The 25,923-nt window shown below is 62.2% G+C and carries 15 protein-coding genes; 5 read left to right on the top strand and 10 right to left on the bottom strand.

From position 1 onward, the window contains the following. Window positions 1–3: 3 nt before the first annotated feature. From ACZ0A4_RS09450 to ACZ0A4_RS09430, 5 genes are read right to left on the bottom strand one after another with little or no spacing between them, the layout of a single operon-like run. The gene (locus ACZ0A4_RS09450) at window positions 4–2,100 is read right to left on the bottom strand and encodes an HlyD family efflux transporter periplasmic adaptor subunit (protein WP_463574287.1); all 2,097 of its coding nucleotides are present in this window, start codon (window positions 2,098–2,100) and stop codon (window positions 4–6) included. Continuing rightward, the gene (locus tag ACZ0A4_RS09445; RefSeq protein ID WP_463574285.1) at window positions 2,100–3,446 is read right to left on the bottom strand and encodes an efflux RND transporter periplasmic adaptor subunit; all 1,347 of its coding nucleotides are present in this window, start codon (window positions 3,444–3,446) and stop codon (window positions 2,100–2,102) included. The genes ACZ0A4_RS09450 and ACZ0A4_RS09445 overlap by 1 nt, the downstream gene beginning before the upstream one ends. Next, entirely contained in the window at window positions 3,443–4,216 is a 774-nt protein-coding gene (locus ACZ0A4_RS09440) for an efflux RND transporter periplasmic adaptor subunit (protein ID WP_463574284.1), read from the bottom strand. The genes ACZ0A4_RS09445 and ACZ0A4_RS09440 overlap by 4 nt, the downstream gene beginning before the upstream one ends. Beyond that, entirely contained in the window at window positions 4,197–5,735 is a 1,539-nt protein-coding gene (locus ACZ0A4_RS09435) for a TolC family protein (RefSeq protein WP_463574283.1), read from the bottom strand. The genes ACZ0A4_RS09440 and ACZ0A4_RS09435 overlap by 20 nt, the downstream gene beginning before the upstream one ends. A gap of 44 nt (window positions 5,736–5,779) precedes the next feature. Further along, complete coding sequence (locus ACZ0A4_RS09430) at window positions 5,780–17,092, bottom strand: VCBS domain-containing protein (RefSeq protein WP_463574282.1); 11,313 nt, start codon at window positions 17,090–17,092, stop codon at window positions 5,780–5,782. A 251-nt stretch (window positions 17,093–17,343) separates the two neighbouring features. Between ACZ0A4_RS09430 and ACZ0A4_RS09425 the strand changes: the two genes are divergently transcribed. Next, the gene (locus tag ACZ0A4_RS09425; RefSeq protein ID WP_463574281.1) at window positions 17,344–18,132 is read left to right on the top strand and encodes a DUF2092 domain-containing protein; all 789 of its coding nucleotides are present in this window, start codon (window positions 17,344–17,346) and stop codon (window positions 18,130–18,132) included. 1 nt (window position 18,133) lies between these two features. Further along, window positions 18,134–18,700 (top strand): hypothetical protein, encoded by a 567-nt coding sequence (locus tag ACZ0A4_RS09420; RefSeq protein WP_463574280.1) that lies wholly within the window; start codon window positions 18,134–18,136, stop codon window positions 18,698–18,700. Here the strand turns inward: ACZ0A4_RS09420 and ACZ0A4_RS09415 are convergent, their stop codons facing one another. Continuing rightward, window positions 18,701–19,294 carry a DUF502 domain-containing protein gene (locus tag ACZ0A4_RS09415; RefSeq protein ID WP_463574278.1) on the bottom strand — a complete coding sequence of 198 codons (594 nt, stop codon included), beginning with the start codon at window positions 19,292–19,294 and terminating at the stop codon, window positions 18,701–18,703. A gap of 93 nt (window positions 19,295–19,387) precedes the next feature. Next, the gene (locus ACZ0A4_RS09410; protein WP_463574277.1) at window positions 19,388–20,050 is read right to left on the bottom strand and encodes an NADPH-dependent F420 reductase; all 663 of its coding nucleotides are present in this window, start codon (window positions 20,048–20,050) and stop codon (window positions 19,388–19,390) included. Between the two features lie 99 nt (window positions 20,051–20,149). On the opposite strand from ACZ0A4_RS09410, the gene ACZ0A4_RS09405 reads away from it, so the two are divergent. Further along, a complete protein-coding gene (locus ACZ0A4_RS09405; RefSeq protein ID WP_463574276.1) occupies window positions 20,150–21,037 on the top strand; it encodes a LysR family transcriptional regulator in 888 nt (295 codons plus the stop codon). Window positions 21,038–21,064: 27 nt separating this feature from the next. Here ACZ0A4_RS09405 and proP read toward each other — a convergent pair whose 3' ends face one another. From proP to ACZ0A4_RS09390, 3 genes are all read right to left on the bottom strand, one after another. Then, a complete protein-coding gene (proP, locus tag ACZ0A4_RS09400) occupies window positions 21,065–22,567 on the bottom strand; it encodes a glycine betaine/L-proline transporter ProP (RefSeq protein ID WP_141125710.1) in 1,503 nt (500 codons plus the stop codon). Window positions 22,568–22,737: 170 nt separating this feature from the next. Then, on the bottom strand, window positions 22,738–23,397 hold the full coding sequence (locus ACZ0A4_RS09395) for a DUF3313 domain-containing protein (RefSeq protein ID WP_463574274.1): 660 nt from the start codon (window positions 23,395–23,397) through the stop codon (window positions 22,738–22,740). After that, window positions 23,397–23,708 (bottom strand): hypothetical protein, encoded by a 312-nt coding sequence (locus ACZ0A4_RS09390; RefSeq protein ID WP_463574272.1) that lies wholly within the window; start codon window positions 23,706–23,708, stop codon window positions 23,397–23,399. Before ACZ0A4_RS09390 ends, ACZ0A4_RS09395 begins: the two co-directional genes overlap by 1 nt. 162 nt (window positions 23,709–23,870) lie before the next feature. Between ACZ0A4_RS09390 and ACZ0A4_RS09385 the strand changes: the two genes are divergently transcribed. Beyond that, window positions 23,871–24,575 (top strand): response regulator, encoded by a 705-nt coding sequence (locus ACZ0A4_RS09385; RefSeq protein ID WP_463574271.1) that lies wholly within the window; start codon window positions 23,871–23,873, stop codon window positions 24,573–24,575. Beyond that, window positions 24,575–25,903: an ATP-binding protein gene (locus tag ACZ0A4_RS09380; RefSeq protein WP_463574270.1), complete on the top strand. Its 1,329-nt coding sequence runs from the start codon at window positions 24,575–24,577 to the stop codon at window positions 25,901–25,903. The genes ACZ0A4_RS09385 and ACZ0A4_RS09380 overlap by 1 nt, the downstream gene beginning before the upstream one ends. Window positions 25,904–25,923: the final 20 nt, after the last annotated feature.

Raw genomic sequence — 25,923 nt, 5'->3', positions numbered from 1 at the left:
TTGTCAGAAGCCGCTCTCGCGCATCAGCACTGCGAGCACATGGGTCGCGCCGTCAGCGAGCAGGCTGCGCCGCTCGCCGTCGATCTTCAGATGCCCACGGGTCTCGCGCAGGCTCGGCAACGGCTCATCCAGTTGAATCAACACCTGAAACAGTGCGTTGCTCGGAATCAGCGCATGTTCGGCACTAGTCGTCGGCACTGGCCCGCCATAGCGTGACGACAACATGCGGTGCGACAGCTGACTGGCGCGGGTGCTGCCGATTTGTACGACACGGCCGGACAACGGCGTGGTCTGGCCATCGGCATAGAAACGCACGTGATCGCCGGTGGCCATGCGGTGCACCTGATCCTGCGCGACATAAGCATCGACCTGCCAGCTACGCGTATCAATCAGCATGCCCAGTGACTCCTGACGGCCGACCCATTGCCCGGTTTTCCAGTCAGGATTGACGTCCAGCCAGACCCCGGCAAACGGCGTTTGCAGGTTGAGCCGGGCGATTTCCGAGCGCGCGGCGCGGGCCTCTTCGAACTGCACGTTGAGGCGCTGGCGGGTCACGGCGTCTTCGGCCAGACCGCCGGGGTCGGCGATCAGTCCCGAGAGTCTCGCTTCGTAACTGCGGGCATTGGCTTCGCTGGATTGCAGGCGTGAGGTGATGTCCGGCTCATCGAGGGTAATCAGGGTTTCCCCAGCCTTGACCGGACCGCCCGGGTGAATCGATTGCAAGCGCGCCGGGTAGGGCGCATACACGCGCAACTGATGCTCGGCACGGGCCACGCCGACCGCATCGATTTGTGTGCGCCACGGCATCGCCAGCCCCACCAGCATCGCCAGCAATACCGCGTAGAACGCCACTTTGCGCCGGCTCGGAATCGCCGCGCGGTTTTTCCACCAGTGACCCAGCTCGCGCATCACGGGCAGGGCGATAAACCACGACAGTTCGACCATGAACAGGAAAATCCCCAGAACCTTGAAGAAAAACAGATAGACCGCGAGCGCGATCCCCAGAAACAACACCAGCCGATAAACCCAGGTGATGATCGCGAAGGTCACCAGCAAACGCCGCTGACCGCTCGGGAACGTTTCCGGCCAGTCTTCCTGCAAACCCAACAGATTGCGCCGCAGGGTGACGCGCGCCAGCGCCGAAGCGCGTTCATGCAGGTTGGGAAAGTCGAGCAAATCGGAAAGGATGAAGTAGCCGTCAAAGCGCATGAACGGACTGGCATTCAGCGCCAGTGATAACAGCCAACTGGTGGTTGCCAGATAGAGCAGGGCATTGCGCAACGCGCCCGGATCACACAACGCCCAGCCCAGCGTCGACAGTCCGGCCAGCGACAACTCGGTCACGATCCCCGCTGAAGCGATGGCCAGTCGCTGCCGGGAACGGCTGAGTTTCCAGCTCTCGCCGGTGTCGGTGTAGAGCATCGGCCACATCACCACAAACGCGATGCCCATGTGCCCGACGCGTAACCCCAGGCGCGTGGCGACCAAGGCGTGTCCGAGTTCATGCAGGGTTTTTGCGACGATCAGCGCCAGGGCGAAGCTGAACAGGCCTTCGGTGGAAAACGACTCGACCACGGCGCTGGTGAACACGTCCCACTGCTGCAACACCAGAATGATCCCGAGCAGGCTCAGGCTCAGTACGACAAGCCCGGTGAGTGGATGAAACACCCAGCCCAGCGCCCGTGCCAACACCTGCAACGGCTGTTGCGGACGCAGCAACGGAATGCGGAAAAACAGGTAATGGTGCAGCCACCAGCGCCAGGTCAGCCAACTGGCTTGCTCGCTTTTATCCTTCAATCGTTCCAGCGCGGCGGGGCCGGCGCGCAGCAATTGATGCTGTTCGAGAAACTGGCGGAAATCGAGGACTTGCTCGACATCCGGTTTCAGGGCTGTGTCGTCGGCAATCTGTTCGCTGATCGTGCGCGGCGACTGACCCCAGCGCAGCAGGCACTCGAATTCCAGCCAGCCGATGCGGTAGAAACGGTTGATCACCGTGTCTTGAATCACCCACGCCGGTTCGCCGTTGCTGCCGTGGGCTGCTTCGCTCAAGCGCAAGTCTTCACGCAGCGGCGGGACGGGCAGGTCAGCCGGGTCGAGCATTACCAGCCACTCCACGCACGCAGCGTCGCCAAGGGTCGGCGCAGCAGGTAATAACCGAGCATCACCCGCCCGCCGTAAATCTTCGCCGTGCCGTGCAGGCCGAGGCGCGCGTGTTCCGGGGTGCCGTCGATGCTGGCGAGCAAGCGGTAGGCGATCACACCTTCATCGCTGGGGCGTGCCTGATAGCTGGTTTCGAGGATCTGCCCTTTGAGTGGGGTCAGCGGGTAGGCGGTGAGGAACAGCGTCACTTCAGCGCCCGGGTCCAGCGCAATGGCATCGGCCACGGCGAGTTGAATGAGCATCGCAGGTTGCGACGGGTCGGCCACCTGCATGATGCGCTCGCCCGTTACCACCGGTTTGCCCAGCCAGTCGTTGGGATCGCTGAACACCGCGACGCCGCCCCGTGGCGACAGCACTTGCGTGCGTTTGAGTTGCGCCTGCACCGCTGCCAACTCCGCCCGGCGTTGCTGCGCGCGGCCGGCGAGCAAGGTCAGTTCGCTTTTGCTTTGCGGGTTGTCGAAGGCGCGTTGGCTGGCCGCCTGCAATTCAGCATCGGCCACGGCGACTTCTTTGCCGAGCACTTCGGCGCGGCTGCGCAACGTCGTTTCATCCAGTGAAAACAGCGCTGTGCCGGCCTCGACCGGTTGATTGGGCCGAACCTGAATCTTTTCGATCACGCCATCGATCGGCGAGCTGATGATCTGCGCCTGGCGTGAGACGATTTCTGTCGGCGCCAATGCCGTTTGCCGCACCGGCAACAACAGCAGCGCAGCGATTACGATCAATACCAGCAGCAGTTGTTTGCGACTGGGTTGCCAGCGCCGCAAACCCTTGCGCCGGGTCAGCGCTGACCAGCAATAAGCCCACGTGCTGACCAGCCCCTTGAGGTGTGGCCACAGCAGCGTCGGCGGCTCCTGTTCCAGCAACAGCAGCAATAAGCCCAAACGTTGATTGTCGCGATCCTGCACCGGCACGCACCAAAGCCCCGACGGCCACCATTCGTTCCAGCCTTCGGCGATGTCCGGCGGTGGGTTGGCGCTGTCCTGTGACAGCCACACCGGCTCAGCATCGGGCACTTGCGCCGCCACCCAACGACTGGCACGGCGCAGCCAGACCAGATAGGGCGAATCTTCGCTGGGCCGTGACAGACCAGAGACGTTAAGCAATTCCAATGAGGATTCACGCTGGGCAAACACCAGCGCCTGATGAAACGGCAGCAACGGGTACAGGTCGTTGGCCATGCTGAACGCCAGGCTGTTCAGCGAGTCAGCGGCCATGGCTTTATCACGCAACGCATCGAGTTCGAGCAGCAGGTGAGGGTGCGGCAACGGCTCGTTCATGGTCATGGGCGAGCGGCTTGTTCGAACTGCGCCGTGCCGCTCATGCCCGCCATCAGGTCGGGATACTTGTTGTCGAGCTTCGCTTCCAGTTCAACGGTTTGCGCCACCGCATCGACGCGTGAGTTGATGCCGCTGACATGCGCCGGATAGGTCTTGCCGGTTTCATGGATGCTGACTTGCAGCGGCAAGCCGGGTTTGAGGTCTTTGAGCAGATTCGAAGGCACGTTCAGGCGTACTTTCAATGCGCCGTCACTGACCAGATCGAACAGTGGCGTGCCGGCCGAGACGGTTTGGTAAGGCTTGACGTAAACCTTGGCCACCCGCCCGGAAAACGGTGCAAGCACCTGGCAGTAGCTACTCTGCGCCGCGCCCATGGCCCGCGCGCCGTCAGCCTTTTGCACCTCGGTATTGGCCATCGACACTTCGATATCGCCGACCGCGTTGAGCTGACGCAATTGCTGTTTGGCTTGCAGGTTCTGTTTGGCCATGGCCAGTTCCGCCGCCGCGACTTTCGAGCGCGCTTCGGCTTCATTGCAGTTGAAGCGGGCGAGCAGTTCGGACTTGGCGACCTGCTCGCCGAACCCGGCTTTCAGTTCACCGAGGGTGCCGGCCATCTGGCTGGAGAGGGTGGTTTCCAGTTCGGCGGCGAGCAACACACGAATCGCACTGGCACTTTCCAGAGCTGTGGCCGAGGGGCTGTCTTCGGCGTGGACGGGCAGGATCAGACTGGCCAACAACAGGGCCCCTAAACGGGACTCAAGGGCGATTTTGCGCATTCGGCGTTCCTTGCGAAGTGGCAGCGAGCAGGCGTTGTTGTTCTTGTTCGTTCAAGGTGCGCTGGATTTCCCGGGCCAGGGTCTTGATGTCGTGTTGCGAGATTTCCTTGGGCAGCACGTCCAGCCCGACCGAGTTGTACATCCGCCCCCACGCGGCCTGAGCGCTGGAGAACGCCGCTTCACGCTGATAACGCGACAGCAGATAACGGCCCTCGGAGCGGATCACTTCCAGCTCCGAGCCCAACGCGCCGGTTTTCGCCGCTTGCGCGTAATCGAGCAGGCTGCGGTCGACGCGCAGGCTGTCTTCGGCAAACTCCACTTCCTGCCGCGCCAGCTGATAGCGCAGGGTGCCGACCCGTACTTGGGTGAGGATCGCCATCGACAGCGCCACGCGGCGGGTATCGTCGGTTTCGCCCTGGGATTTCTCTGCGGCGTTCAACGACGGCAATTGCAGCAGGCGAATGAGGTTCATCGACACCTGCAGGCCGGTGCTCATCCAGTCGTTGTTGTAGAGGTATTTGTTGGAATCGTACTTGTAGCCGAAATCGACACTGACATTCGGCCACAACTGCGCCTTGGCGATCTCCAGATCCTTTTGATTGACGCGTTTGCGGTACCACTCTTCCATGATTTCCGGGCGGTTCTCCAACGACAGCTGTTCCAGCCGCGCCATGCTCTGACGGACTTCCGGTAGCGGCGGGTCGGGCATGTCGGCGAGGATCATTTTCGAACCCGGTGGCAGCGACATCAGCGCCGACAGTTCGGCCTGGGCGAATTCCAGATCCTGGCGGCGCACGGTCAGCAGGTAGATCGAATCGAGCAGCGCGCGCTGGTAGGCAAGGATTTCCTGACGCGGCAGCAGACCACGGGTTTCCGCCTGGCGGGCCGAGGTCAGTGCGGTGTGGGTGCGCATCAACAGTTTGTCGACTTCCGGCATCAACCGCTGGGCGCCGAGCGCCCGCCAGTAGGCATTGCGCACGTCCTGCAGAACGTTTTGCGCGACTTTGCGCCGGCGTTCTTCGGCCATGAGGATCTGGTCGGATTTCTGTTGCGTGCGGTAATACGCGACGCCGAAATCCAGCAGGCTCCAGCTCAAACCCAGACCGTAGACTTCGCGATAGCGTTCTTCGGAGGTCGATGGACGCAAGCTGACCTGACGGTCTTCGATGCCGATCGAGGTGCCGCCGGAATCGTTGTCACGCCCGGCGTACCCGGCCGAGGCGACCAGACGCGGCAGCATTTCATGACTGGAGACATCGCGCAGATCCGAGGCCAGCGCGCTTTCCATCAGTTTGAGGCGGTAGTCGAGGTTGTATTTCAGCGCCCGCGCGGCGGCTTCGTAAAAGGTAATCGGTGCGGTGACCGGTTCCTGGCCGGAGTACATGCGGGACTGGTCGGCAATGATGCGTTGACGGTTTTCTTCGTCAGTCGAGGGTTTCGGTTCCGTTGACGAACATGCACTGAGCAGCAGTGCAGAAGCGATGGCGGTACTGAGAAGCCGGGTCGCATGTATACGCATATTCATTCCTTTGCATTCTTCGAATTTTCTTCAGGTCGACCGCTTTACCGTGGCGTGCGCCGCTGCGCTGCGTCACGCAATTGCGCGCTGAAGCCCTTGCCCCGTGGTTTTTCCTGTTGTTTTTCAGCGTGTGCCGGGCTGTGCGTCAGGTCGGCCGGGTTCAAGGTGAACAGCGACGGGTCGCTCAACAAACCATCGGCACTCAGCCCGGTACGGCCCTGACGCCCCTGAATCCACAGCAGGTCCAGTTCACTTTCGAGGCGACTGATGCGCACCGCTTGCTGGACGAATTGCCCCGGCACCAGGCCCAGACCATTGCCGAGCGAATCACTGCTGAACTCACCGACTGCCGCCAGGCGCAGGTTGCTGCCATCGACGCCCCAGGCCGACAGCTCGGAGATTTCCGCCACGCGTTCGACCACTGGCGTGACGAAGACCGCCGGTTGCGGATCGGGGATGAGGAAGTTGCGGTTGACGGTGTTCGGGTCACGCTCGAAGTTGTTGCCGCCCGGCGCAGGAATGAACGGTGTGGCGATGTCGAGGGTGATCACCAGTTCGGCCTGATCGCTGGCGCCGGCACGGTCGTTGATCGTGTAGGTGAACACGTCGCGCAGGATCTGCCCGAGGCCGGCGGCGGCGAGTACGGCCGGGTTGTTCTGATCGATGGTGTAGGTGTAACTGCCGTCAGCGTTCAGCACCAGGGTGCCGTAGAGACCGATGATTGGCTGGCCGATCACCCCGGCCGTGCCGCCGTCGGCTTCGGCACCGGTGCGCACGCCGACCACCACCAGGCTGTCGTTGCCGTCGACATCGCCATCGTTGGGCAGCACGTTGCCGGTGGTTTGCGGGGCAGGGGACTGATCGCTGGCAAACCCGCTGTCGTTCTGGGCGACCGGTGCGTCGTTGGCGCCCTGAATGACCACCGTCAGCCGTGCGTCCGAGGTCGCGCCCGCCGCGTCGACCATCCGATAGGTGAAGGTTTCGCTGAGGGTTTCGCCCGCCGTGCGCAGGGCCTGCACCACGGGATTGTTGTTGTCGATGACGTAGGTGTAGCTGCCGTCGGCATTCAGCGTCAGTTGCCCGTAGAGGCCGATCAACACTTGCCCGGCGCCGGCGGACTGGCCGGCCTGATTGCTGGCGCTTTGCACCTGCTTGCTTTCGCCGTTGGCGACACTATCCACGTCGCTGTCGTTGTCCAGCACGTTGCCCGTGGCGTTGCTGCCCGGCGGGCCATTGTTGACGCCGCCAGCCTCGACCGCCGTGGCGCTGTCATCGACGGCGACCGGCGTGTCGTTGCGGCCATCGACGGTGATGCGCAACTCGGCAGTGCTGGTGTCGCCCCAGCGATCGACGATGGTGTAGGTGAACACTTCATTCAGGGTCTGGCCGCTCTGACGCAAGGCCTGTACGGCAGCGAGGTTATTGTCGACGGTGTAGGTGTAGCTGCCGTCGGTATTGATCAGCAAGTCGCCATACAACCCGCGCAACGAGGTGCCGACGCTGCCGACCGTGCCGATTGCGTTGACGGTGCCGGTGTGAATGCCGATCACCGACAACGGATCGCTTTCGGCATCGGTGTCGTTGTCCAGCACATTGCCGCCGGGGTTGAGGCCGGGTTGATCGTTGTTGCTGCCACCGGCCTCGACGGCAGTGGCCGTGTCGGTATTTGCCACCGGTGCAATGTTGCGCCCGCGAATGATGATGTGGATTTCCGCCAGATCAGTCTGCCCACCACGGTCACTGACTTGATAGGTGAAGCGCTCATTGAGAAATTGCAGCGGCCCCAAAGCCAGCACCGCCGCATTGTTCGAGTCGAGGTTGTAGGTGAAGCTGCCGTCGGCGCCGATGATCAATTGCCCGTAGAGGCCGTTGATCAGCGTGCCATTGCTGTTGTCGGTGCCTGCGGTGACCCCGGCCAGACCGCCGCCGGCGTCTTCAGTGCCGAAACGGATGCCGGTGACGGTTTTGCTGTCACCCTGATCGACGTCAGTGTCATTGGCCAGCACGTTGCCGCTCGGGTTGACGCCGTTACCGTTGCCGTTATCGGCCACGGCGAGCGCGGTGTCATTGGCGGCGACTGGCGCATCCCAGGCGCCGTCAATGCGGATGCTCAGTTGTGCGGTGTCGGTGGCCCCGGCGATATCGCGCAGGCGGTAGGTGAAGGTTTCCACCAGCGAATCGCCGACTTTCAGCGCCTGCACGGCGGCGAGGCTGTTGTTGATCACATAGCTGTAAGTGCCATCGGTGTTGAGGGTCAGGGTGCCGTACAAACCGCTGAAGGTCTGCGCGCCGACAACGTTGGTGAAAGTGCCGCCGGCCGCTTCGCTGCCCGTGCGAATCCCGGTCACCCGTTTCGCGTCGTTGGCATCGACGTCGTTGTCATTGGTCAGCACATTGCCGCTAGGATTGACCCCCGGCGTGCCGTTGAACGTGCCGCCGGCCTCGACCGCCACGGCACTGTCGTCGCTGGCGATCGGGTTGTCGTTGGCCCCGCGAATGGTGATGGTCAGGGTTGCGCTGCTGGTGGCGCCGGCGAGGTCGCGGATCTGGTAGGTGAAGGTTTCCGTCAGGGTGTCGGCATTGCTGCGCAGTGCCTGGACCTGCGGGTTTAGGTTATCGAGCAGATAGCTGTAGCTGCCGTCGGCGTTCAGCGTGAGGACACCGAAAGTACCATTGAAACCGCTGCCGATCAGACCCACCGAGGAGCCCTGATTAACGCCGATCACGCTAAGCACTTCGCCGTTTCCATCGACGTCAGTGTCGTTGGCCAATACGTTACCGCTCGGATTGAGGCCCGGCGTGGCGTTGTTCGCACCGCCGGCCTCGACAGCGGTGTTGCTGTCGTTCTGTGCGACCGGCGTGTCGTTGCGCCCTTGAATGCTGATGTTCAACGTGGCGCGATCAGTGGCACCGGCCGCGTCAATCACCTCGTAGCTGAACGCATCGAGCAGGGTGTTGCCGGCGCGCAAGGCCTGAACCGCCGCCATGCTGTTGTCCAGACGATAGCTATAACTGCCGTCAGCGTTCAGGGTCAGCCAGCCATAAGTGCCGCGCAACTCGGTGCCGAGGGCGCCGGTCGTGCCGGTTCCGGCTTCGCTGCCGGTGCGCACCGAGGACACTGCGCGGGTTTCGCCGTAGTCATAGTTGGGCAGGTCGCCGGGGACTTCACCGCCGTCGACATCGCTGTCGTTATCCAGCACGTTACCGGCGGGATCCTGGCCGGGTTGACTGTTGTTCAGGCCGCCGGCCTCGATAGCCACGCCGGAATCATCACTGGCCAGCGGGTTGTCGTTCTGCCCGCGAATCAACACAATGATTTCCGCCGTGTCGGTTTGCGGCGTGGCACCGACGCCATCGCTGACGGTGTAGGTGAAACGTTCCGAGAGCAGATCGGCGCTACGGCGCAGGGCCTGCACGTCGGGATTGCTGTTGTCGACTTCGTAGACGTAGCTGCCGTCGGGGAAAATCGTCAGCGTGCCGTACAGCCCGGCAATCACCGTGCCGCCGAGATTCACCGCAATCGGTGTGCCCGGTTCGCCGCTCGCGCCGGACTTGATCAGCGTGACCGTCAGTGGATCACCATCGGGATCGGTGTCGTTGACCGTGACGTCGCCCGAAGGGTTGACGCCCGGCGTCAGGTTGTTGATCCCGCCGGCTTCGGTGGCGACGGCGATGACGTTTTGCGCAACCGGTGGATCGTTGACGCCATGCACGGTGATGACCAGTTGCGCGGTGTCGGTCAGGCCGGTGGTGTCGGTGATCCGGTAGGTGAAGAACTCGGTCAGGGTCTGACCCGGCGCCAGGGCCTGTACCAGCGCATTGGTGCTGTCGACGTCATAGAAAAACGAGCCATCGGCGCCGATGCGCAAGGTGCCGTAGAGACCGGCCACCACGGTGCCATTGGCGGAAGTGGTGCCGGTGGCGACGCCGCTGAGCACGTCGACGGCCGGGTTGTAGCTGGCTTCGCTTTTGTTGATCACGCCGTTGACCAGCAACTGGCTGCTCGGCTGATCGTTGGCGTCGACGTCCTGATCGACGCCGTTGCCACCCGGTTGAGTGATCGGCCCGGGACGGCTGGGGAACTGAATCACGTTGCCACTCGGGTTGCTTTCCGACGCGGTGCCATTGGTCGACGCGGCCTGCGCCGACGCTGCGTCATCGCTGGCCACCGGGTTGTCGTTGGCACCCTGGATGACGATGCGCAATTGCGCGACATCATCCAGCCCGCCGGCATCGGTCAGCCGATAGCTGAAGAACTCGACCAGTTGTTGCCCGGCACTCAGGCGCTGAACCGTGGCGTTGCTGTTGTTGACCACGTAGCTGTAAGTGCCGTCGGGATTGATGGTCAAGGTGCCGTAGAGCCCGGCAATCGCCGTGGCGCCGCTGACCGCGGTGAAGTTGCCGGAGCCGGCCTCGGACACCGGGCGAATGCCGGTTACGGTGCGGGTTTCGCCGTTGGCAACGCTATCGACGTCCAGATCATTGCTCAACACGTTGCCCGTGGCGTCACTGCCCGGTGTGCCGTTGTTGACGCCGCCGGCCTCGATGGCCACGCCGTCATCGTCGATGCCCTGCGGCGTGTCGTTGGCGCCTTGAAGGGTAACGGTCAGCGTGGCCGTCGAGGTTTCACCGGCAAGGTCCGCGAGGATGTAATTGAAGTTGTCCTGCAAGGTCTGGCCCGACACGCGCAAGGCCTGCACGGCCGCATTGTTGTTATCGACGACATATTGGTAAGAACCGTTGCTGCCAATCACCAACTGACCGTACAGACCATTGATCACGGTGACGCCGAGCACCGGCGTCTGAATGCCGGCGCCGGGGCCGACCGACACCACATGCAACTGATCGGCGTTGGTGGCGATGTCGACGTCGGTGTCATTGCTCAGCACATTGCCGCGCGGGTCGATACCGGCGGAGGCGTTGTTGGTGCCGCCGGCCTCCAGTGCCGTGGCGCTGTCGTTGACGCCGAGCGGGTTGTCATTGACGGCGGCGAGGATGATTTGCAGGGTGTCGGTGTCCGTCAGCGCATCGGCGGCCGTACCGGGAATGCCGTCGCCATCGGCATCACCGTAGTTGCCCCGGTCGTTGCTGAGTACGGTCAGGGTGTCGGTGCCATTGAAGTTGGCATTGCCCAGATATTGCAGGCTGGCCAGCGCGGCGTTGATGTCGGCGAGGTTGCCGGTCAGGGTCAGGCTCGCAGTGTTGGCACCGCTGACGGTGACGCCGGGCACGGTCGCACCGAGGAACAGCGTGCCGTGGGTGACCGTGAGAATCACGCTGATCGCCCGGTCGTTGACGTTCGGATCGCGGTCGGCATCGACATCGGCGACGCTGATGCCGCCGATATTCAGCACCACGTCTTCCAGGCCGTTTTGCGTGCCGGGGAGGGTGTTCACCGGTGCGTCGTTCTGCTCGACATAACCGGCGTTGGCACTTTGCGTGTCGGCATCGCCCAAGGTGATGGTGATCTGGCCGAGGGTGCCGGCATCGCTGTCGACGCGTACGCGCAAATCGCCCAGCGGTTGCGGATAACTGACCAGCCCGGCGGGCACGTCGATTCGGAACACGCCCAATGGCAACACGCCGAAATGGTACTGGCCGTTGGCGTCGGTGCTGGTCGTGAATTGCAGGTTGTCGGCAGTAGTGTCGAGGCGGCCGTCGGCACCGGCCCAGGTCAGGGTCACGGTTTGCCCGGCCAGACCGGCGCCATCCGGTGTGGCGCTGGCAGTCGGGCTGGTGGTGTCGTTCCACAAGGTGCCGGTGATTACGCCGAGCCCGGCGGTGTCGCGCAAGATGTACTGGTTCGGGCCGACGGCGCTGCCATCGCGCTCGCCGCTGGTGGTGCCATCGACGCCGACGCTGTTGCCGCCCCAACGGGTGAAGTCTTCGGGCAGGCTGCTCCAGGTCAGCGTGGCGTTGCTGCTGGCGACAATCGTCGAGTTGGGCAGGTCGACCGAGTAGCGCACCTGAATCTGCGCGCCGACATCCAGTTGATCGAAGTTGACGCTCAAACCGCCGCTGGTGCTGAAACTGATGCCCGCCGGCAGGTTGCCCGGGCCGTAACTCACGCCGTTGATGCTGACGCTGAGCAACGTGTAATTACTGCCGCCGGCAAAGCCGTCGCTGACGCGCGCATCGAACGCCGGCAGGCCGCCGTTCTGGGTGAAGCTCAGTTGCACCGTGGCGTTGCCAACGGCACCGCTCGGGTTCGGGTTGAAGTTGATGATCTGCTTGTCGAGGCCGCTGAAGCTCGGCTCGACCACCCGTTCAAACACCGTGTCACTGACCGCACGCCCGGCGCCGTTGACGATTTCCTGCGCGGTCACCGCCAGTTGCGCGCCGGCAATGTTGGCGGCGATGTTGGTGACGCGCACGTTGAACTCGATCGAGATGCCTTCCAGATCGTCATCGTTGCCATTGCCGTTGACCACGTTGCCGAGGTTGAACGTCACCACCTGGCTGCCATCCGGGTTGGTGATGACCGTCAGCCGGCTCGGGTCGAAGATGCCTTGCGGCGCCAGGCCGGACAGGTCGGCGGTGATCGGCAAGGCCTCGGGGCTGTTTTCGTTACCGTCGATGTTAAGAGTGCCACCGACGATCAGGTTGGCATCAGTGGTCAGCCCGCCGTTGGAAATGAAGGCGATGCGCAGGGCATTGACCAGCGCATCCGGCGAGATGAACTGCAAGCCGTTGGCCAGGGTAATTTGCACCTGATAATTGGGGTTGTTGCCTTCTGGCACCAGCACCACCACGCGGTAGCGAATCACTTCGCCGACGGTGACTTGTTCGACGGTGGCGGTGGTCGGATTGGGCGCGGCCGTGTCCGGCAGGCCGCCGACACGGGAGATTTCGATGGCCTGAGCCACAGGAATCAGTAACGTCGACAGGTTGCGGTAATCATTGAGCGTGCCGCCATTGAGCACGCCGTCGACGCCGGTTCGCTCGCCGGCACTGCCGCCGTCGAGGCTGGTCCATTGCACGCTGGCGACGTTGGCGATGTTTGATAGTGCTGCGGCGCTGGCGTTGACGATGCCGCTCAGTTGCAAAACGATGCTGCCGCCCTTGGCGATGTCGATATTGGCGCCGCTGGCGGTGCGCAACTGACCTCCGACGATTTCAAACGCCACGCCACCGTTATTTGTCGCACCGTTCTGATAGAGCACACCAACCAGCGTGACGTTGCTGAGTTGGGTCGGCAGGGTGTCGAGGAAACTGATGTCGAACGCACTGAAATCGGTGCTGCCATTGCCGTTAGTGATGGTGATATTGAAAGTCACCGTGTCGCCCTGGTCATAGCCGCCCAGGCCGGAGGTGGAGGTGATCACCTGATTGATTTGCAGGGTAGGTTCGCGCACGGTTACCGTCGGCTGGCCGCCGCTCAGGGCAACGTTGCGATCCAGCGCCACCGCGCCGTTCGGCGTGTCGCCATCCGGGTCGTTGTAAACCAACTGCGCATTGTTCTGCAGCGAGACGTTGGCCTGATTGGCAATGACGTTGTTGGCCACCAGTTGCAGACGAATGACGAAGGTGTTGTTGCCGGTCTGGTTGTCCGCCGACACGCTGGAGACGCTGAAAGTCCAGCGTCCATCGACACCGTCGCCCCCCAGTGCGCCACCAATTCCGGCAAAACCACCGACGAGCACGCTGCCGGCAAAATCGGCGCCGAGCGCGCCACTGCCGGCGCGGGTGGTGATGATCTGGTAGCCTAGGCCGCCATTGAAACTGGTGTCCAGGCGCATACCCGGTGGAATCAGGTCTTCGATGCGCAGGTTTTGCGTGGTGCCTTCCGGCAGGGTGATGACGATGTCGTAGCGCATGCTTTCGCCGACCACCAGATCGCTGCCGGTGGTGTGGCTGGCGCTGGAGTCGCCGTTGTCCAGCGTGCCGTCGGCGAAGACTTTGCTGATGACCGGCGCGGCGATTTGCTGGCTGGCCAGATCGGTAAGGTCGGTCGGGGTGAAATCGGTACCGCCATTGACGCTGGCGTAATTGCTCAGGGTCGCGGTGGATTGCAGGCTGCGGCTGGCCTCCATGGTCGCACTGACCACCACGTCATAGCTGATCACTACAACATTGGCGCCGCTGTTATCGGCGGCCGTGCCGCTGCGTCCGGCCAACAGACTGGCTACGCCACCGGCGTCGAGGAAGTTGATCTGGTTGCCGCTGACGCTGTAGTCAGTGCCCAACACCAGCAAGGTGCCGTCGCCACGATAAATCTGCAGATTGGCCGCCGCCAGACTGCCGCCGACGAAACTCAAGCCGGAGGGCAGGGTGATGCTGGTGCTGACGTCGAACGCGCCGCCGCCACCGCTGTTTTCAATCGCTGTGACCAGGCGCAAACGGTCGGCGCCGTCGATGTTGCTGATGTTGCCGTCAACCGACGACAGGTCGGTGACACTGCCATTGAACGGCTTGCCCGTACTGCCCGGCGGATTCCAGCTGCCGCTGGTGCCGGTCACCGTGCCGTTGGAGCCGGACACCACGCCGTGCTTGATATTGAGCACCGGCTCGGCGACGGAAACGATCGCGACAACGTCGGAGGAAATCAGCGTGCGGTCGGTGAGGGTGGTCTGCTGGCTCGATTGTGCGAGGACGTCGAGCGAGCGCTGGTCGGCAAACGGCTGATCGCCAACCCGGACCGTGAAGCGAATGACAATGCGGCTACCCGTGGTGGTGTTGGTGGCAAAGCTGCCGAAGTCGAACACCACCGAGTTGCCGTCGGCGCTGGTGACGCTGACCACGCCACCGGCATTGGTATTGCCCGCACCCAGCGCCCACTGGCCGACATCATCGCCCGAACCCCAGGTAATCCCGCTGACATTGAACAGCGGCAGCGGTAGATACGCGGTGAGTTTGAATTGCTCGTAATCGCCGGTGACCAGGTCATAACTCAGTTCGAAGGTCACTTCATCGCCGGGGCGCAGTTCACCGTTGCCCGGCGGTGTACCGTTATTGACCTCGACCAGATTGATATCGACGTTGCTGGTGGGGATGACGCTGGTGGTGGTGGAACCGTCGGTTTCGCTCTCGCCCGTCAGGTTGAAGCGATCGACCAACAGCGTGCCGTCCACCGTGGCGGTGTTGCCCAGTTCGTCACCTTCGTTGATGTCCGGGTGCGGGTTGCCTGAAGGCGGTTTGTAGGTCTGGCCAACGATGGCCGAATAGCTCAACACCGCGACCACGGCGCCCTGCAACGTGTCGTCGAAGGCCAGGTCGCCATTGAGCCAGCCGCGGGTGTTGCTGAACGCATTGCGCAGCGACTGGGCGATGTCGAACACCATCGAGGTGCTGCCGTCGGCATTGGTCACCACGCTGGTGACCAGGGTGATGGTCTGCGCGACGCCGTTGATCGTCACCGTCAGGGTCGGCGTGCCGCTGAGGGTCTGACCATCGCTGAGTTGGTCGCGAATGACCAGTTGGCCTTCGTTGAAGAAGTCCTTGCCGAAGGCAAAGTAGTCGGAAATCGCCAGGTTCAGGGTGTATTGCAGGGTGTCGCCGGGGCTGATGCCGCTGTGGCCGATGTCATTCTGCATCGTCGCGGTTTTCAGTAGCGTGATCGATTTGGCGATGAACTGCGTGCCCTGACCGGTGCCGCTGAAATCGATGGTGGTGTTCGGTGCAGTGAGGTCGCGCGGATCAAGCGGCACCCATTGCCCCGAAGCGGTCGGTGGGCCAAGGGTCACGGTCACGGCATCGCCGGTCACCGGGTTGATCACCGGCTGGCCGTTGGCATCGACTTCCGGCACGTAGAACGCGACCACGGTGTCGGTCTTGCCGGAAAGGCTGTCGTAGGCGACGGTGAACGAGTTGATGTAAACGTCATTGGCCGCAATCAGCACGGCGATTTGCGCGGGATTGGTCACCACGGTGCCGTCGTGCAGGGTGATCGAGGTCAGCCGGCCGCCTGCACCGGGGGTAATCGAGTTGACCTGGATGTTGTCGGGCAGGGGTTGGGTGACGACGACGTTGGTCAACGTCTGCCCCGGTGCCGGTGTCGCCGACAGGGTCAGCGTGCGCACGTAGTTGGGGCCGGTGGCAGTTTCGCCTTCCGGAGTATTGATGGTTTCGCTGACGGTAATCACCGTCGGGTGCACGACGAAGGCCGCGGTGCCGGCCTGAATCAGGCTCGGATCATTGGTCGGGTTGTCCAGCGCGTCGTTGCCGAATTCGAAGCCGCCACTGGCGCGGATCGTCAGGTCGGGGCTGCCGTTGGAAAACGCCGTGTCGGCCAGATTGCTCAGGCTGGCGGTAATCTGCACGCCGATCACCGGCTGCTGGTTGGTGACGCTGGCGAAGGGCAGTTCGATGACCACCAGTTTGTCGCCGGCGCGCATGCCGTAAGTGGCGGCGTTGATGATCAGAAAGTTGCCGTTGGCGTCTTTGGCCAGTGGGTGTGTGGCGTTGCCGTTGGCATCGAACGTCACCACGTGGCTGATCAGGTTTTGCCCCAGGTAGGTGGCCGAAATGAAATTGACGCCGTCGTCGCCATCCTTGCCGGTGACCGGCATCGCCAGATTGATGAATGGCGCGTAACCCACTTGGGTCGAGGTGTTGCTGAAGTTCACGGTAAACGTGAAGCGGTCGCCAAGCAGCACATCGCTGCCGCCAGTGGCCACCGTGGCAGTGGGCGCAGCATCCGCCAGCAAGCCATCGAAATGCGCCATGGCAAGGCCGCTGATGGCGATGCTCTTGTCGAGGTCGCCGACCCGGGTTTCCAAGGTCCAGTCGCCGCCGACCTTGCTGCTGCCGGTGTCGTTGCTCGAGGCGCCGACATCGGCGCCGGTCCAGCGTGCCAGTTCGCTGACCAGGGTTTGCCCGGCCGCGCCGGCGCCGACATCGCAACCGTAGAGCTGAATGTCCGCGCCCTGGGTCAGGTTGTTGCGCCATTGTTCGAGGGTCTTGCCCAGCGAGTCGATGTTGTCCGAACTGACCGTGCGGTTGCCCAGGGTGAATTGCCCGGAGGCGCCGTGGGACATGATCTGGATCGAATCGACCTTGCCCAGTTGCGCCAACGCCGCAGAGATCGCGGCCAGACCGTCTTCGCCGACATTCACCACAATCGCGGTGACATTGCCCGGCAACTGCGCGACCAGTTGATCGCGGTTTTCAATTCGGCTGTCGATCACCAGCAGACTGCGCGCAGCAGAGGGTGCTGGCTCGCTGGCGCGGCCCTCGGTGGGCGTGGAGTGAGGAACCTGGGCGTCCACGGCGGCCGGTGGCGCGGCGGGATCGCTGTGATGTTGATCGGCAGTCGCCGAAGCGGCGGCGCCGTCGAACAGAATTCTCGGTTCCAACGCCAGTGACTGACGTTGCGGGCGCCAATGGGCACCGGACAATCCATTGCGTGAACCTTGCATGATCGGCCTCGTACTGCCTGCTGAATCCATCCAATGAGTGCCGACGCCGGGCGACGGACAAATTCAGCGTAGGCCGTTTCTTACGGTTTTCCAGCGAACTTCAGTGGCTTGCGACAAGGTGGGCTAACAGCCTATGGCCATCAATGCGCGGTGTTCCCGCGCACATTGGCGCACAGCAATAGTGAGGTCTAGGCTGGTCAGTCAGTCGCCCTTGGGGCGCAACGCCCAACGCAGGGACAGGAGCGCAACCGATGAAAGCCCCAGCCAGTATTGTCTGCCTGATGTTCACGTTGGTGCTCGCGCCGGTCGCCCGCGCCGAAGACCCATCCGCCACGCCGGCGGCCGAGGCCAGCAATGACACGCCGTTGATCAACCCGCAGGTGGTCGACAAGCTCATTGACATGGGTAATTACCTGCGCAGCCTGCCGAAATTTCAGGTTGATGCTCAAGTCTCCCGCGACACCGTTCTGGAATCCGGGCAGAAGATCAAGACCGAGTCGGCCAACACCCTGAAAGTGGTCGGCCATGATCGCCTGTACGCCAAGTCTGAGGGCGATGTACGCACCCGCGAGTTTTTCTATAACGGCAAAAAACTTACCCAGTACTCGCCGTACCTGAAGTACTACACCACGGTCGATGCCCCGGCCACCGTGGCGCAAACCCTGCACAAGGTCGAGAACTTCTACGGTGTGCAGGTGCCGATGGAGGATCTGTTTCTGTTCGGCAGCGATCAGGCGCAGATCGACGCTTTGAAAGCTGCGCTGTACGTGGGGCCGTCGATCATCAAGGGCCAGCTCTGCGATCATTTGGCGTTTCGCCAGGAAGGTATCGACTGGCAATTGTGGCTGACCCGTTCCGATAAACCCTTGCCGTGCAAACTGGTGATCACCACCACCGACGATAAGAGCTTCCCCGAGTACAGCGCGGTGTATCAGTGGAACCTCAAGCCGACCATCGCGGACACGCAGTTCACCTTCAAACCGGGCAAGGGCGATGTGGCGATTGCATTTAAAAAAGCCAGCGATCAGGGAGGGCAGTGACATGAACAAATCGATGACCTGGAGTCTGTTGTTATCGCTGGCCGCCGCAACGCTGCTGACCACCGGTTATGTCGCCGAAGCCGATGCCCGGGGGCAACGCGCTCAGGGACATGCCCGCGCCAACGTCAACCGCGCGCCGGCGCCGAATGCGCAGCGGGCGCAGCGGATCAATGCGCCGCAGCGCGCCAATCACGTAAATGCCGGTAACCGGGTCAACTCGGGCAATCGGGTCAATGCCGGCAACCGTACGTACGTCAATAACAGCAATCGCAACGTCAACCGTAACGTCAATATCGACAACCACCGTGATGTTGATATCGATGTCGACGGCCATGGCCGTTATGGCTACGACGACAATTACCATCCGATCGCGACCGCAGCGGCGGTGACGGCAACTGTCGCCGTCACGGCGGCGGTGGTCGGGGCGATCTTCACTCCGGCGCAGATGCCAAGCAGTTGTGTGCAGGTGATTCGCTACAACGTCGCCTACATGCAGTGCGGTTCGACCTGGTACCAGCCGCAGTATCAGGGCAGCGATGTGACGTATGTGGTGGTCAACGCGCCTTGATCAGCCTTTCGGCACCCACGGTTGCATCTGCGCGAGCATGCCCCGGCCGCCACGGCGCAATCCGGTGGCCAGCGTCAGCCACGACAGATCGGTGACGATGACATGGGCGGCAGGCACCAGTCGCACTTCACCGGCGGTGCCGCCGGCAGGCCCACCGTCCGGCATGAAAATCGTTAGCCAGTCATCCACGCTCTCAACGATCAGGCACAGGCGAAAGCCTTCGCCCTCGGCAATCATGCCGACCCTGGAGCCGTCCTCGTTTTCCAGTCCGGCAAAGCGCGCGGTGGTGTCCTTGAACAACTGGTAGCCCGGCAGGTTGCTGAGCAGCTTGTTTTCCGTGGCCTCCATCGCCCGCGCCGCCGCTGACGTGCGAGCCAGTAGCCCGGCGAGAAAACACAGCACGATCAGGCCCAGCAGCGTCGCCACACTCACCAGCGTCACGCCCGCCACGTCATAGCCCTTGAACATCGGCAACAGCTTTTCGACCGGCCCGCGCAGCAGGTGAATGGCTTTTTCGATCAGCACGACGATCAGCACCAGCGGCAGGATGAACAGCAGACCGCCGATCACGGTGGTCTTGATGAACTTGTACATGACGGCTCCTTGAATGACGTGCGATCGGATTCAAGGCTAGCTGATCTGTGTCCACCTGCCGTAACGCCAGAGCGCCGGAACGAGCGAGCGGTATCAGCGCCGCCAACTGCCCAAGGGTAATTCGACCTCGCGCTCGGCGGCAGCCAAGGCTCTTTCCAGCCCGGACTTGTCCAGCGGAGCGCAGTAGGCCGGTTTTGCCCGCTCGAATCGCCAACTGTCATCAAGGCCTCCGGCGTCGACCGCATCGAAGCCGAGATCGTCCAGCAAACCCGCGACCAACGCCTTGGCCTGCGCGTCATCCGCAGCGATGGGCAGGGCGCGTCGCTCGCTGGAACCGTGCGGCCGGCCATCCGTGAGCAAATCCGCTGCGAGAATGGCGTTGAACACTTTGACCACCGTGGCGCCCTGCAAATGCTTGGCGAGCAAACGGCTGGTGGTGCTCTGGAACGTGTCGAGCGCAGCGATGTGGCCGTCGCGATCCGGGTAATAGTTGTTGGCATCAAGCACGGTTTTGCCCTCGAACCAGGCTGGCGGCAGGCTCGGGATGTGTTCGTAGGGGATGGCCAGCAGCACCACGTCGGCAAATTGCGTGGCCTGTTCGGCCGTGCCGATCTGGCTGCCAGTGATGCCGGCGAGCACGCTGCTCATGGTCTGCGGGCCGCGTGAGTTACTGAGCATCACTTCGTGCCCGGCGGCGAGGGCGATTTGCGCGACAGCGCGCCCGATGAAGCCGGCGCCAACGATTCCAATGCGCATAGTGTGTTCCTCTATCAGGTGGGGAGCTTCTATGATGATTGCTGCCCGAATGCAGATAAATTGCACTCTGTTACTAACATTCAATAACAGGAGTTTCGAATGGATCGGCTGACCAGCATGGCGGCTTTCGTGATGGCCGCCGAGGCGGGCTCTTACGCTGGTGCCGCGCAACGCCTGGACATGTCCGCGCAAATGGTCGCCAAGCACGTTGCCGCCCTTGAGCAGCGGCTCGGCGCACGGTTGCTCAACCGCACCACGCGCCGGCAGAGTCTGACCGAACTGGGCCAGGCCTATTACGAGCGCTGCAAGCACATCGTCAGTGAGGCTGAAGCCGCTGATTCACTGGCGCAAGTCATGAACGACACACCGCGCGGCAAGCTCAGGGTCAGTGCGCCGGTGACGTTTGGCTCCTACAGCCTGATGCCGTTCGTGACCACGTTCTTGCGCGAGTTTCCGGAAGTGGAAATCGACTTGCACTTGACCGACCGAGCAGTGGATCTGGTGGAGGAGGGTTATGAGGTGGCTTTCCGGATCGGCCCGTTGGCCACGGCCAGTCTGACCGCGAGGCCATTGGCTGCGTATCGATTGATCGTCTGCGCGGCGCCACGCTATCTGGCCGAACACGGCACGCCGCAAGTGCCCGCCGATCTGCAACAGCATGAGTGCCTGGGCTATGCCTATTGGTCGCGGCCTGCCGACCATGAGTGGTCGTTTTTCAATGGCGCCGAGGTCGAGCGCGTGCCGGTCAGCAGTCGCTTGCACGTCAACGAGAGCAAGGCGTTGTTGTCAGCGGCGGTCGATGGTTTCGGGATTGTGCTTGGGCCTGCCGATTTTCTAGAACCGGCGTTGCGCAGAGGGGAATTGGTGAGGTTGCTGGAGGGATTCGAGGCGCCGAGCAGACAAATGCATCTGCTGTACACGGCTCATCGACAGAAAACGGCGAAAGTTCGCCAGTTCATCCATGCCGCAGTCAGCCGATTTGGCTGACCGGGCGATTCGAATGAATGACGTGGCTTAGTTAATTCGCGGATGTTGCTGCACCAGTTCTTTGCGCTTGGCTTCCAGCGCGGCGATTTCGGCGTCGATGTCTTCGATTTTCTGCTCGATGTTGTCGTGATGTTCTTGCAGCAGTTCCTTGGCCTCCTCAAGGTCAGAGGCCGCCGGCGCGGCACCACGCAGCGGTTTGTTGGCGGTTTCCTTCATGGTCACGCCAGTAATCAGGCCGACCACGGCGATGACCATCAGGTAATACGCCGGCATGTACAGATCGTTGGTGCTCTCGACCAGCCAGGCGACCACGGTCGGGGTCAGGCCGGCGATCAATACCGAAACGTTGAAAGCCGCTGCCAGCGCGCTGTAGCGAATGTGCGTGGGGAACATCGCCGGCAGGGTCGAGGCCATCACGCCGATGAAGAAGTTCAGCAAAACGGCCAGCATCAGCAGGCCGGCGAAGATCAAGCCGATCTTGCCGCTGTTGATCAGCATGAACGCCGGAATCGCCAGAATGAACAAACCGATGCTACCCACGACGATGAACGGCTTGCGGCCAATCTTGTCGCTGATAAAACCGATTGCCGGTTGCACGAACAGCATGCCGACCATGATCGCGATGATGATCAGCACGCCACGGTTTTCGCTGTAGTGCAGGTTGTGGGACAGGTAGCTCGGCATGTAGGTGAGCAGCATGTAGTAGGTGACGTTGGTCACCGCCACCACGCCGATGCAGGTCATCAGGCTGCGCCAGTGTTTGGTCGCGACCTCTTTGAAGGACACTTTCGGGCCGCCGGCGAGGCCTTCGCGATCGCCTTGCTCAAGCTTTTCGACGTGCTGCTGGAACGCCGGGGTTTCTTCCAGGGCGTGACGCAAGTAGAGGCCGATCATGCCCAACGGCAACGCGAGGAAGAACGGCAGACGCCAGCCCCATTCCTCGAACTTGGCTTCGCCCAGCGTCGTCGAGATCAGTACCACCACCCCGGCACCGAGGACGAAACCGGCAATCGAGCCAAAATCCAGCCAGCTGCCGAGGAAGCCGCGTTTGCGATCCGGCGCGTATTCAGCGACGAAGATCGACGCGCCGGTGTATTCGCCACCGACCGAGAAACCTTGGGCCATTTTTGCCAGCAACAGCAGGATCGGCGCCCAGATGCCGATCGAGGCATAGGACGGGATCAGGCCGATGGCAAAAGTGCTGAGCGACATGATGACGATGGTCGCGGCAAGGACTTTCTGTCGTCCATACTTGTCGCCCAACGCGCCGAAGAACAAGCCGCCCAGCGGCCGGATCAGAAAGGGCACCGAGAACGTCGCCAGCGCGGCGATCATCTGCGTACCGGGGTCGGCGCCGGGGAAGAACACTTTGCCGAGTACATAGGCGACGAAGCCGTACACACCAAAGTCGAACCATTCCATGGCATTGCCCAGTGCGGCGGCGGTGATCGCCTTGCGCATCTTGGCGTCGTCGACAATGGTGATGTCTTTTAAGCCGATCGGCTTGACGGTTTTCTTGCGTGATTTCATCCGGGTCTTCTCTTTGCTGATCCATCGTGCCGCGTAGATGCCATCTATTTGATGGCGCGCACTCTTTGGCTCAGATACATGAGGACACGAAATAATTCACTGCTCGGCGCTTTTTTCCTGGCGCACCGGTGTAGGAGCTGCCGAAGGCTGCGCCTACAGGGGATATGTGTTTACCGGCGGATGGCCGTATACGATTGCCGCAGGTCACTGGCCCAGCCATCCAGCACGACCTTGACGTCGTCGGCAGTCAGCACCTGTTTGTCGTTCTCCAGCGGCACACCGGTGCCTTTGCGCACCACTTCGGCAATCACTTCACCGGTCGAACCGTCCTCGAACGACACTTCGGTGGCGACTTCACTGTCCTGATCGCGGATGCCGGTCGCCGTGCTCACACCGGCCGCGACGAGGGTGACGGGCAGCCACTCATAAAAGCGCAAACCCTGAGTGCTGGTCGCCACTTGCGTGATGGCGGGGCGCACCACCAGGGTGTTCGGCCCCGGTTGATTGACCAGCCGCAGCACCTTGCTCAATTCCAGCCGCAGCGCCGCGTCGTAGTAGTCAGTAACTCCAGACAGCGTGCTCAGCGGAATCCGTTGCGTCGGCTCGGCACTCGGGTAGAACTGACTCGGCGCCAGATAAACCTGCGTGTATCGGCCCCGGGCGAGCGCCGGGCTGACCCACGCCAACACGGGTTGCCCGGACGGCGACCGGCGCTCGGTCAACACGCTGTAGTCATGCAGAAAGCCGCTGTGTTCCGGCGTTTTGTTGCTGCACGCGGCCAGGCTCAGCGTGGTGACAATTGACAGCGACAGCGAACGAATACGCGACATCAAACGGCTTCCTTGTTTTGCGCCAGGTTGTCCGAGCATTCGATGTGCAATCGACCATGAGCCATGATCCAGTTCATGAGGTCAGCGGTGTTGACGCTATGCACGTATTCCACCCAGTGCGCGTTTGTCGGGCTGAAATGCTCGAAGTAACGGCGCAGAACCACCGTGCCCTGATCAGTGGAAACCCCCAGGCACGATTCCTGAAAGACCACCGGTGTGTCCGGGCCGAGTGCGGCGGTGCGCTGGCTGAGAATCAACGGCCGATTGCCGTTGTGCTGCGTAACGCCCGGTTTGTTGTTCAATACCTTCATGCCAATCCCCCCGCTGGAAATAGCTGCAGAGTGCCCGCGCGGTTTTGCCAGAGAATGTCCGCTTGATGTCTGGCGTGCAGAAATGTTGCTCGATTGAAATAAATGACCCGGACGGCGAAATGGCTTTAGATTGGCGTTTTTTCGCCGCATGGATCTGTAACTGTGAGCAGACTGCTGTTCGTCGACGACGACATGGAAATCCTCGGGCTGCTGAAGAAGTTCTTCGTGCAGCACGCTTATGAAGTCGACGTGGCGTCCCACGGCGAAGCCATGTGGGCGGCGATCGCGCAGAACCGTCCGGACACGATCATTCTTGATGTGATGATGCCCGGCGAAAGCGGCCTGAGCCTGTGCCAGAAAGTGCGCGCGCAATTGGGCATTCCGATCATCATGCTCACCGCCATGGCCGAGCTGAGCGATCGCATTGTCGGCCTGGAACTGGGTGCCGACGATTACCTGACCAAACCATTTGCCCCGCAGGAACTGCTCGCTCGGGTGCGCGCCTTGCAGCGCCGCGCTGGTGAACAGCGCAATCCGGTCGAGCCGTCACGCCCGGTGATTACGTTCGCCGGTTGGCATCTGGACATCACCTGTCGCGAATTGCGCTCGCCGGAAAACGTGATGATTCCACTGTCCGGTGGCGAGTTCGATTTGCTCGTGGTGTTCCTCGATCACCCGCAGCGCATCCTCACCCGCGAGCAATTGATCGATCTGACCCACGGCCACGGCCATGACGCCTTCGATCGCAGCATCGATGTGCAAGTCAGTCGCCTGCGCCGCAAGATAGAGCCGGACAGCAAGCGCCCGGACCTGATTCGTACGGTGCGCAACGGCGGCTATCTGTTCACCGCCAAGGTCAGCCGCTGATGATCCGCAGACTGTTGCGCGGCGACACTCTGCGCCGGCACATCGCTCTGACCATCGTGGCGGCGATGGTCGCCTCACTGGCATTGAATGCGCTGTTCGTGCAAGTCGCCGGCATCTGGGCGCGACCACCGATTGAACGCACCGGCCTGCTGGAGCAGATTGCCGCGACTTCGCGGGTGATCGAAGCGGCCCCGGCCAACCTGCGCCCGCAACTGGCGGCTGCGGCGAGCAGCGCCATGCTGCAGGTGTCGTGGAAAGCGCAGCGTGCGGATTTCGATCTGCCCAATGACGGGCTTCGCCTGCCAGCGAGCAGGGTGCCGGTGCTGCAGCAACTGCTGGGCAATGATCGAAAAATCGAGGTGTTCAGCCCGGGCGACTGGCCGAATGGCAGTCCCCAGGCGCATTACGCCGCCGTCGTGCAATTGATCGATGGCAGCTGGTTGTCATTTATCCCGCCGGAGCGCAGTTGGGGTCTGGAATTTGGCGTGCGTATCGCGATCGTCATCGCGTTGGGACTGATTGCCACATTGCTCGTTGCCTGGATCGCTACCCGGCAACTGGCCAACCCCTTGCAGCGTTTCACGCGAGCCGCCAGACGCTTCGGCACCGATCTACGGGCACCGCCGATCAAGCTCGAAGGCCCCGACGAAATTCGCCAGGCGATCATCGCCTTCAACACCATGCAGGCGCAGATCCAGCACTTCATCGCCGAGCGCACGCACATGCTGGCGTCGATCTCCCACGATTTACGCGCACCGCTGACACGCATGCGGTTGCGCAGTGAGTTCATGGAAGACCTCGATCATCAGGGCAAACTGATTCGTGACGTCGAGGAGATGCAGTCGATGATCAACGCTGCGTTGGCGTTCTTCCGTGAGGACACGCATCGCGAGGAGACCACTGCATTCGATCTGTCGGAGCTGCTGCAAACCATCGTTGATGATTACCGCGATCAGCACATCAATGTCGATTTCGATGGCCCGGCGCATCTGGTGTATGAGGGTCGACCGCTGGGGATCAAACGGGTGATCGTCAATCTACTGGAGAATGCGTTGAAGTACGCGCAGCGTCCGGTCATTGCGTTGACGCGTGACGAGTATTCGATTCGTATCGAGGTCAGCGACGAAGGCCCCGGTATTCCCGAGGCGGCGTTGGAACAGGTGTTCGATCCGTTCTTTCGTCTGGAGGCTTCGCGCAATCGTGACACCGGGGGCGTAGGCCTGGGGTTGTCGGCGGCGCGGGCGATTGCGCGCGAACAAGGGGGCGAGTTGACGTTGAGCAACCGCCACGGTGGAGGATTACTGGCGTGCGTAGAACTGCCACTCTAGGGCGGGTAGCTTCTACGAAT

This window comes from Pseudomonas sp. AC172, assembly GCF_979258595.1.
This window is presented reverse-complemented; position numbering and strand designations above follow the sequence as displayed.

Coding starts and splice junctions, on each gene's coding strand:
- ACZ0A4_RS09425 (WP_463574281.1), top strand. CDS start 17,344: ATGAAAGCCCCAGCCAGTATTGTCTGCCTGATGTTCACGTTGGTGCTC.
- ACZ0A4_RS09380 (WP_463574270.1), top strand. CDS start 24,575: ATGATCCGCAGACTGTTGCGCGGCGACACTCTGCGCCGGCACATCGCT.
- ACZ0A4_RS09450 (WP_463574287.1), bottom strand. CDS start 2,100: ATGCTCGACCCGGCTGACCTGCCCGTCCCGCCGCTGCGTGAAGACTTG.
- ACZ0A4_RS09405 (WP_463574276.1), top strand. CDS start 20,150: ATGGATCGGCTGACCAGCATGGCGGCTTTCGTGATGGCCGCCGAGGCG.
- proP (WP_141125710.1), bottom strand. CDS start 22,567: ATGAAATCACGCAAGAAAACCGTCAAGCCGATCGGCTTAAAAGACATC.
- ACZ0A4_RS09390 (WP_463574272.1), bottom strand. CDS start 23,708: ATGAAGGTATTGAACAACAAACCGGGCGTTACGCAGCACAACGGCAAT.
- ACZ0A4_RS09440 (WP_463574284.1), bottom strand. CDS start 4,216: ATGCGCAAAATCGCCCTTGAGTCCCGTTTAGGGGCCCTGTTGTTGGCC.
- ACZ0A4_RS09430 (WP_463574282.1), bottom strand. CDS start 17,092: ATGCAAGGTTCACGCAATGGATTGTCCGGTGCCCATTGGCGCCCGCAA.
- ACZ0A4_RS09410 (WP_463574277.1), bottom strand. CDS start 20,050: ATGCGCATTGGAATCGTTGGCGCCGGCTTCATCGGGCGCGCTGTCGCG.
- ACZ0A4_RS09445 (WP_463574285.1), bottom strand. CDS start 3,446: ATGACCATGAACGAGCCGTTGCCGCACCCTCACCTGCTGCTCGAACTC.
- ACZ0A4_RS09415 (WP_463574278.1), bottom strand. CDS start 19,294: ATGTACAAGTTCATCAAGACCACCGTGATCGGCGGTCTGCTGTTCATC.
- ACZ0A4_RS09435 (WP_463574283.1), bottom strand. CDS start 5,735: ATGCGTATACATGCGACCCGGCTTCTCAGTACCGCCATCGCTTCTGCA.
- ACZ0A4_RS09420 (WP_463574280.1), top strand. CDS start 18,134: ATGAACAAATCGATGACCTGGAGTCTGTTGTTATCGCTGGCCGCCGCA.
- ACZ0A4_RS09395 (WP_463574274.1), bottom strand. CDS start 23,397: ATGTCGCGTATTCGTTCGCTGTCGCTGTCAATTGTCACCACGCTGAGC.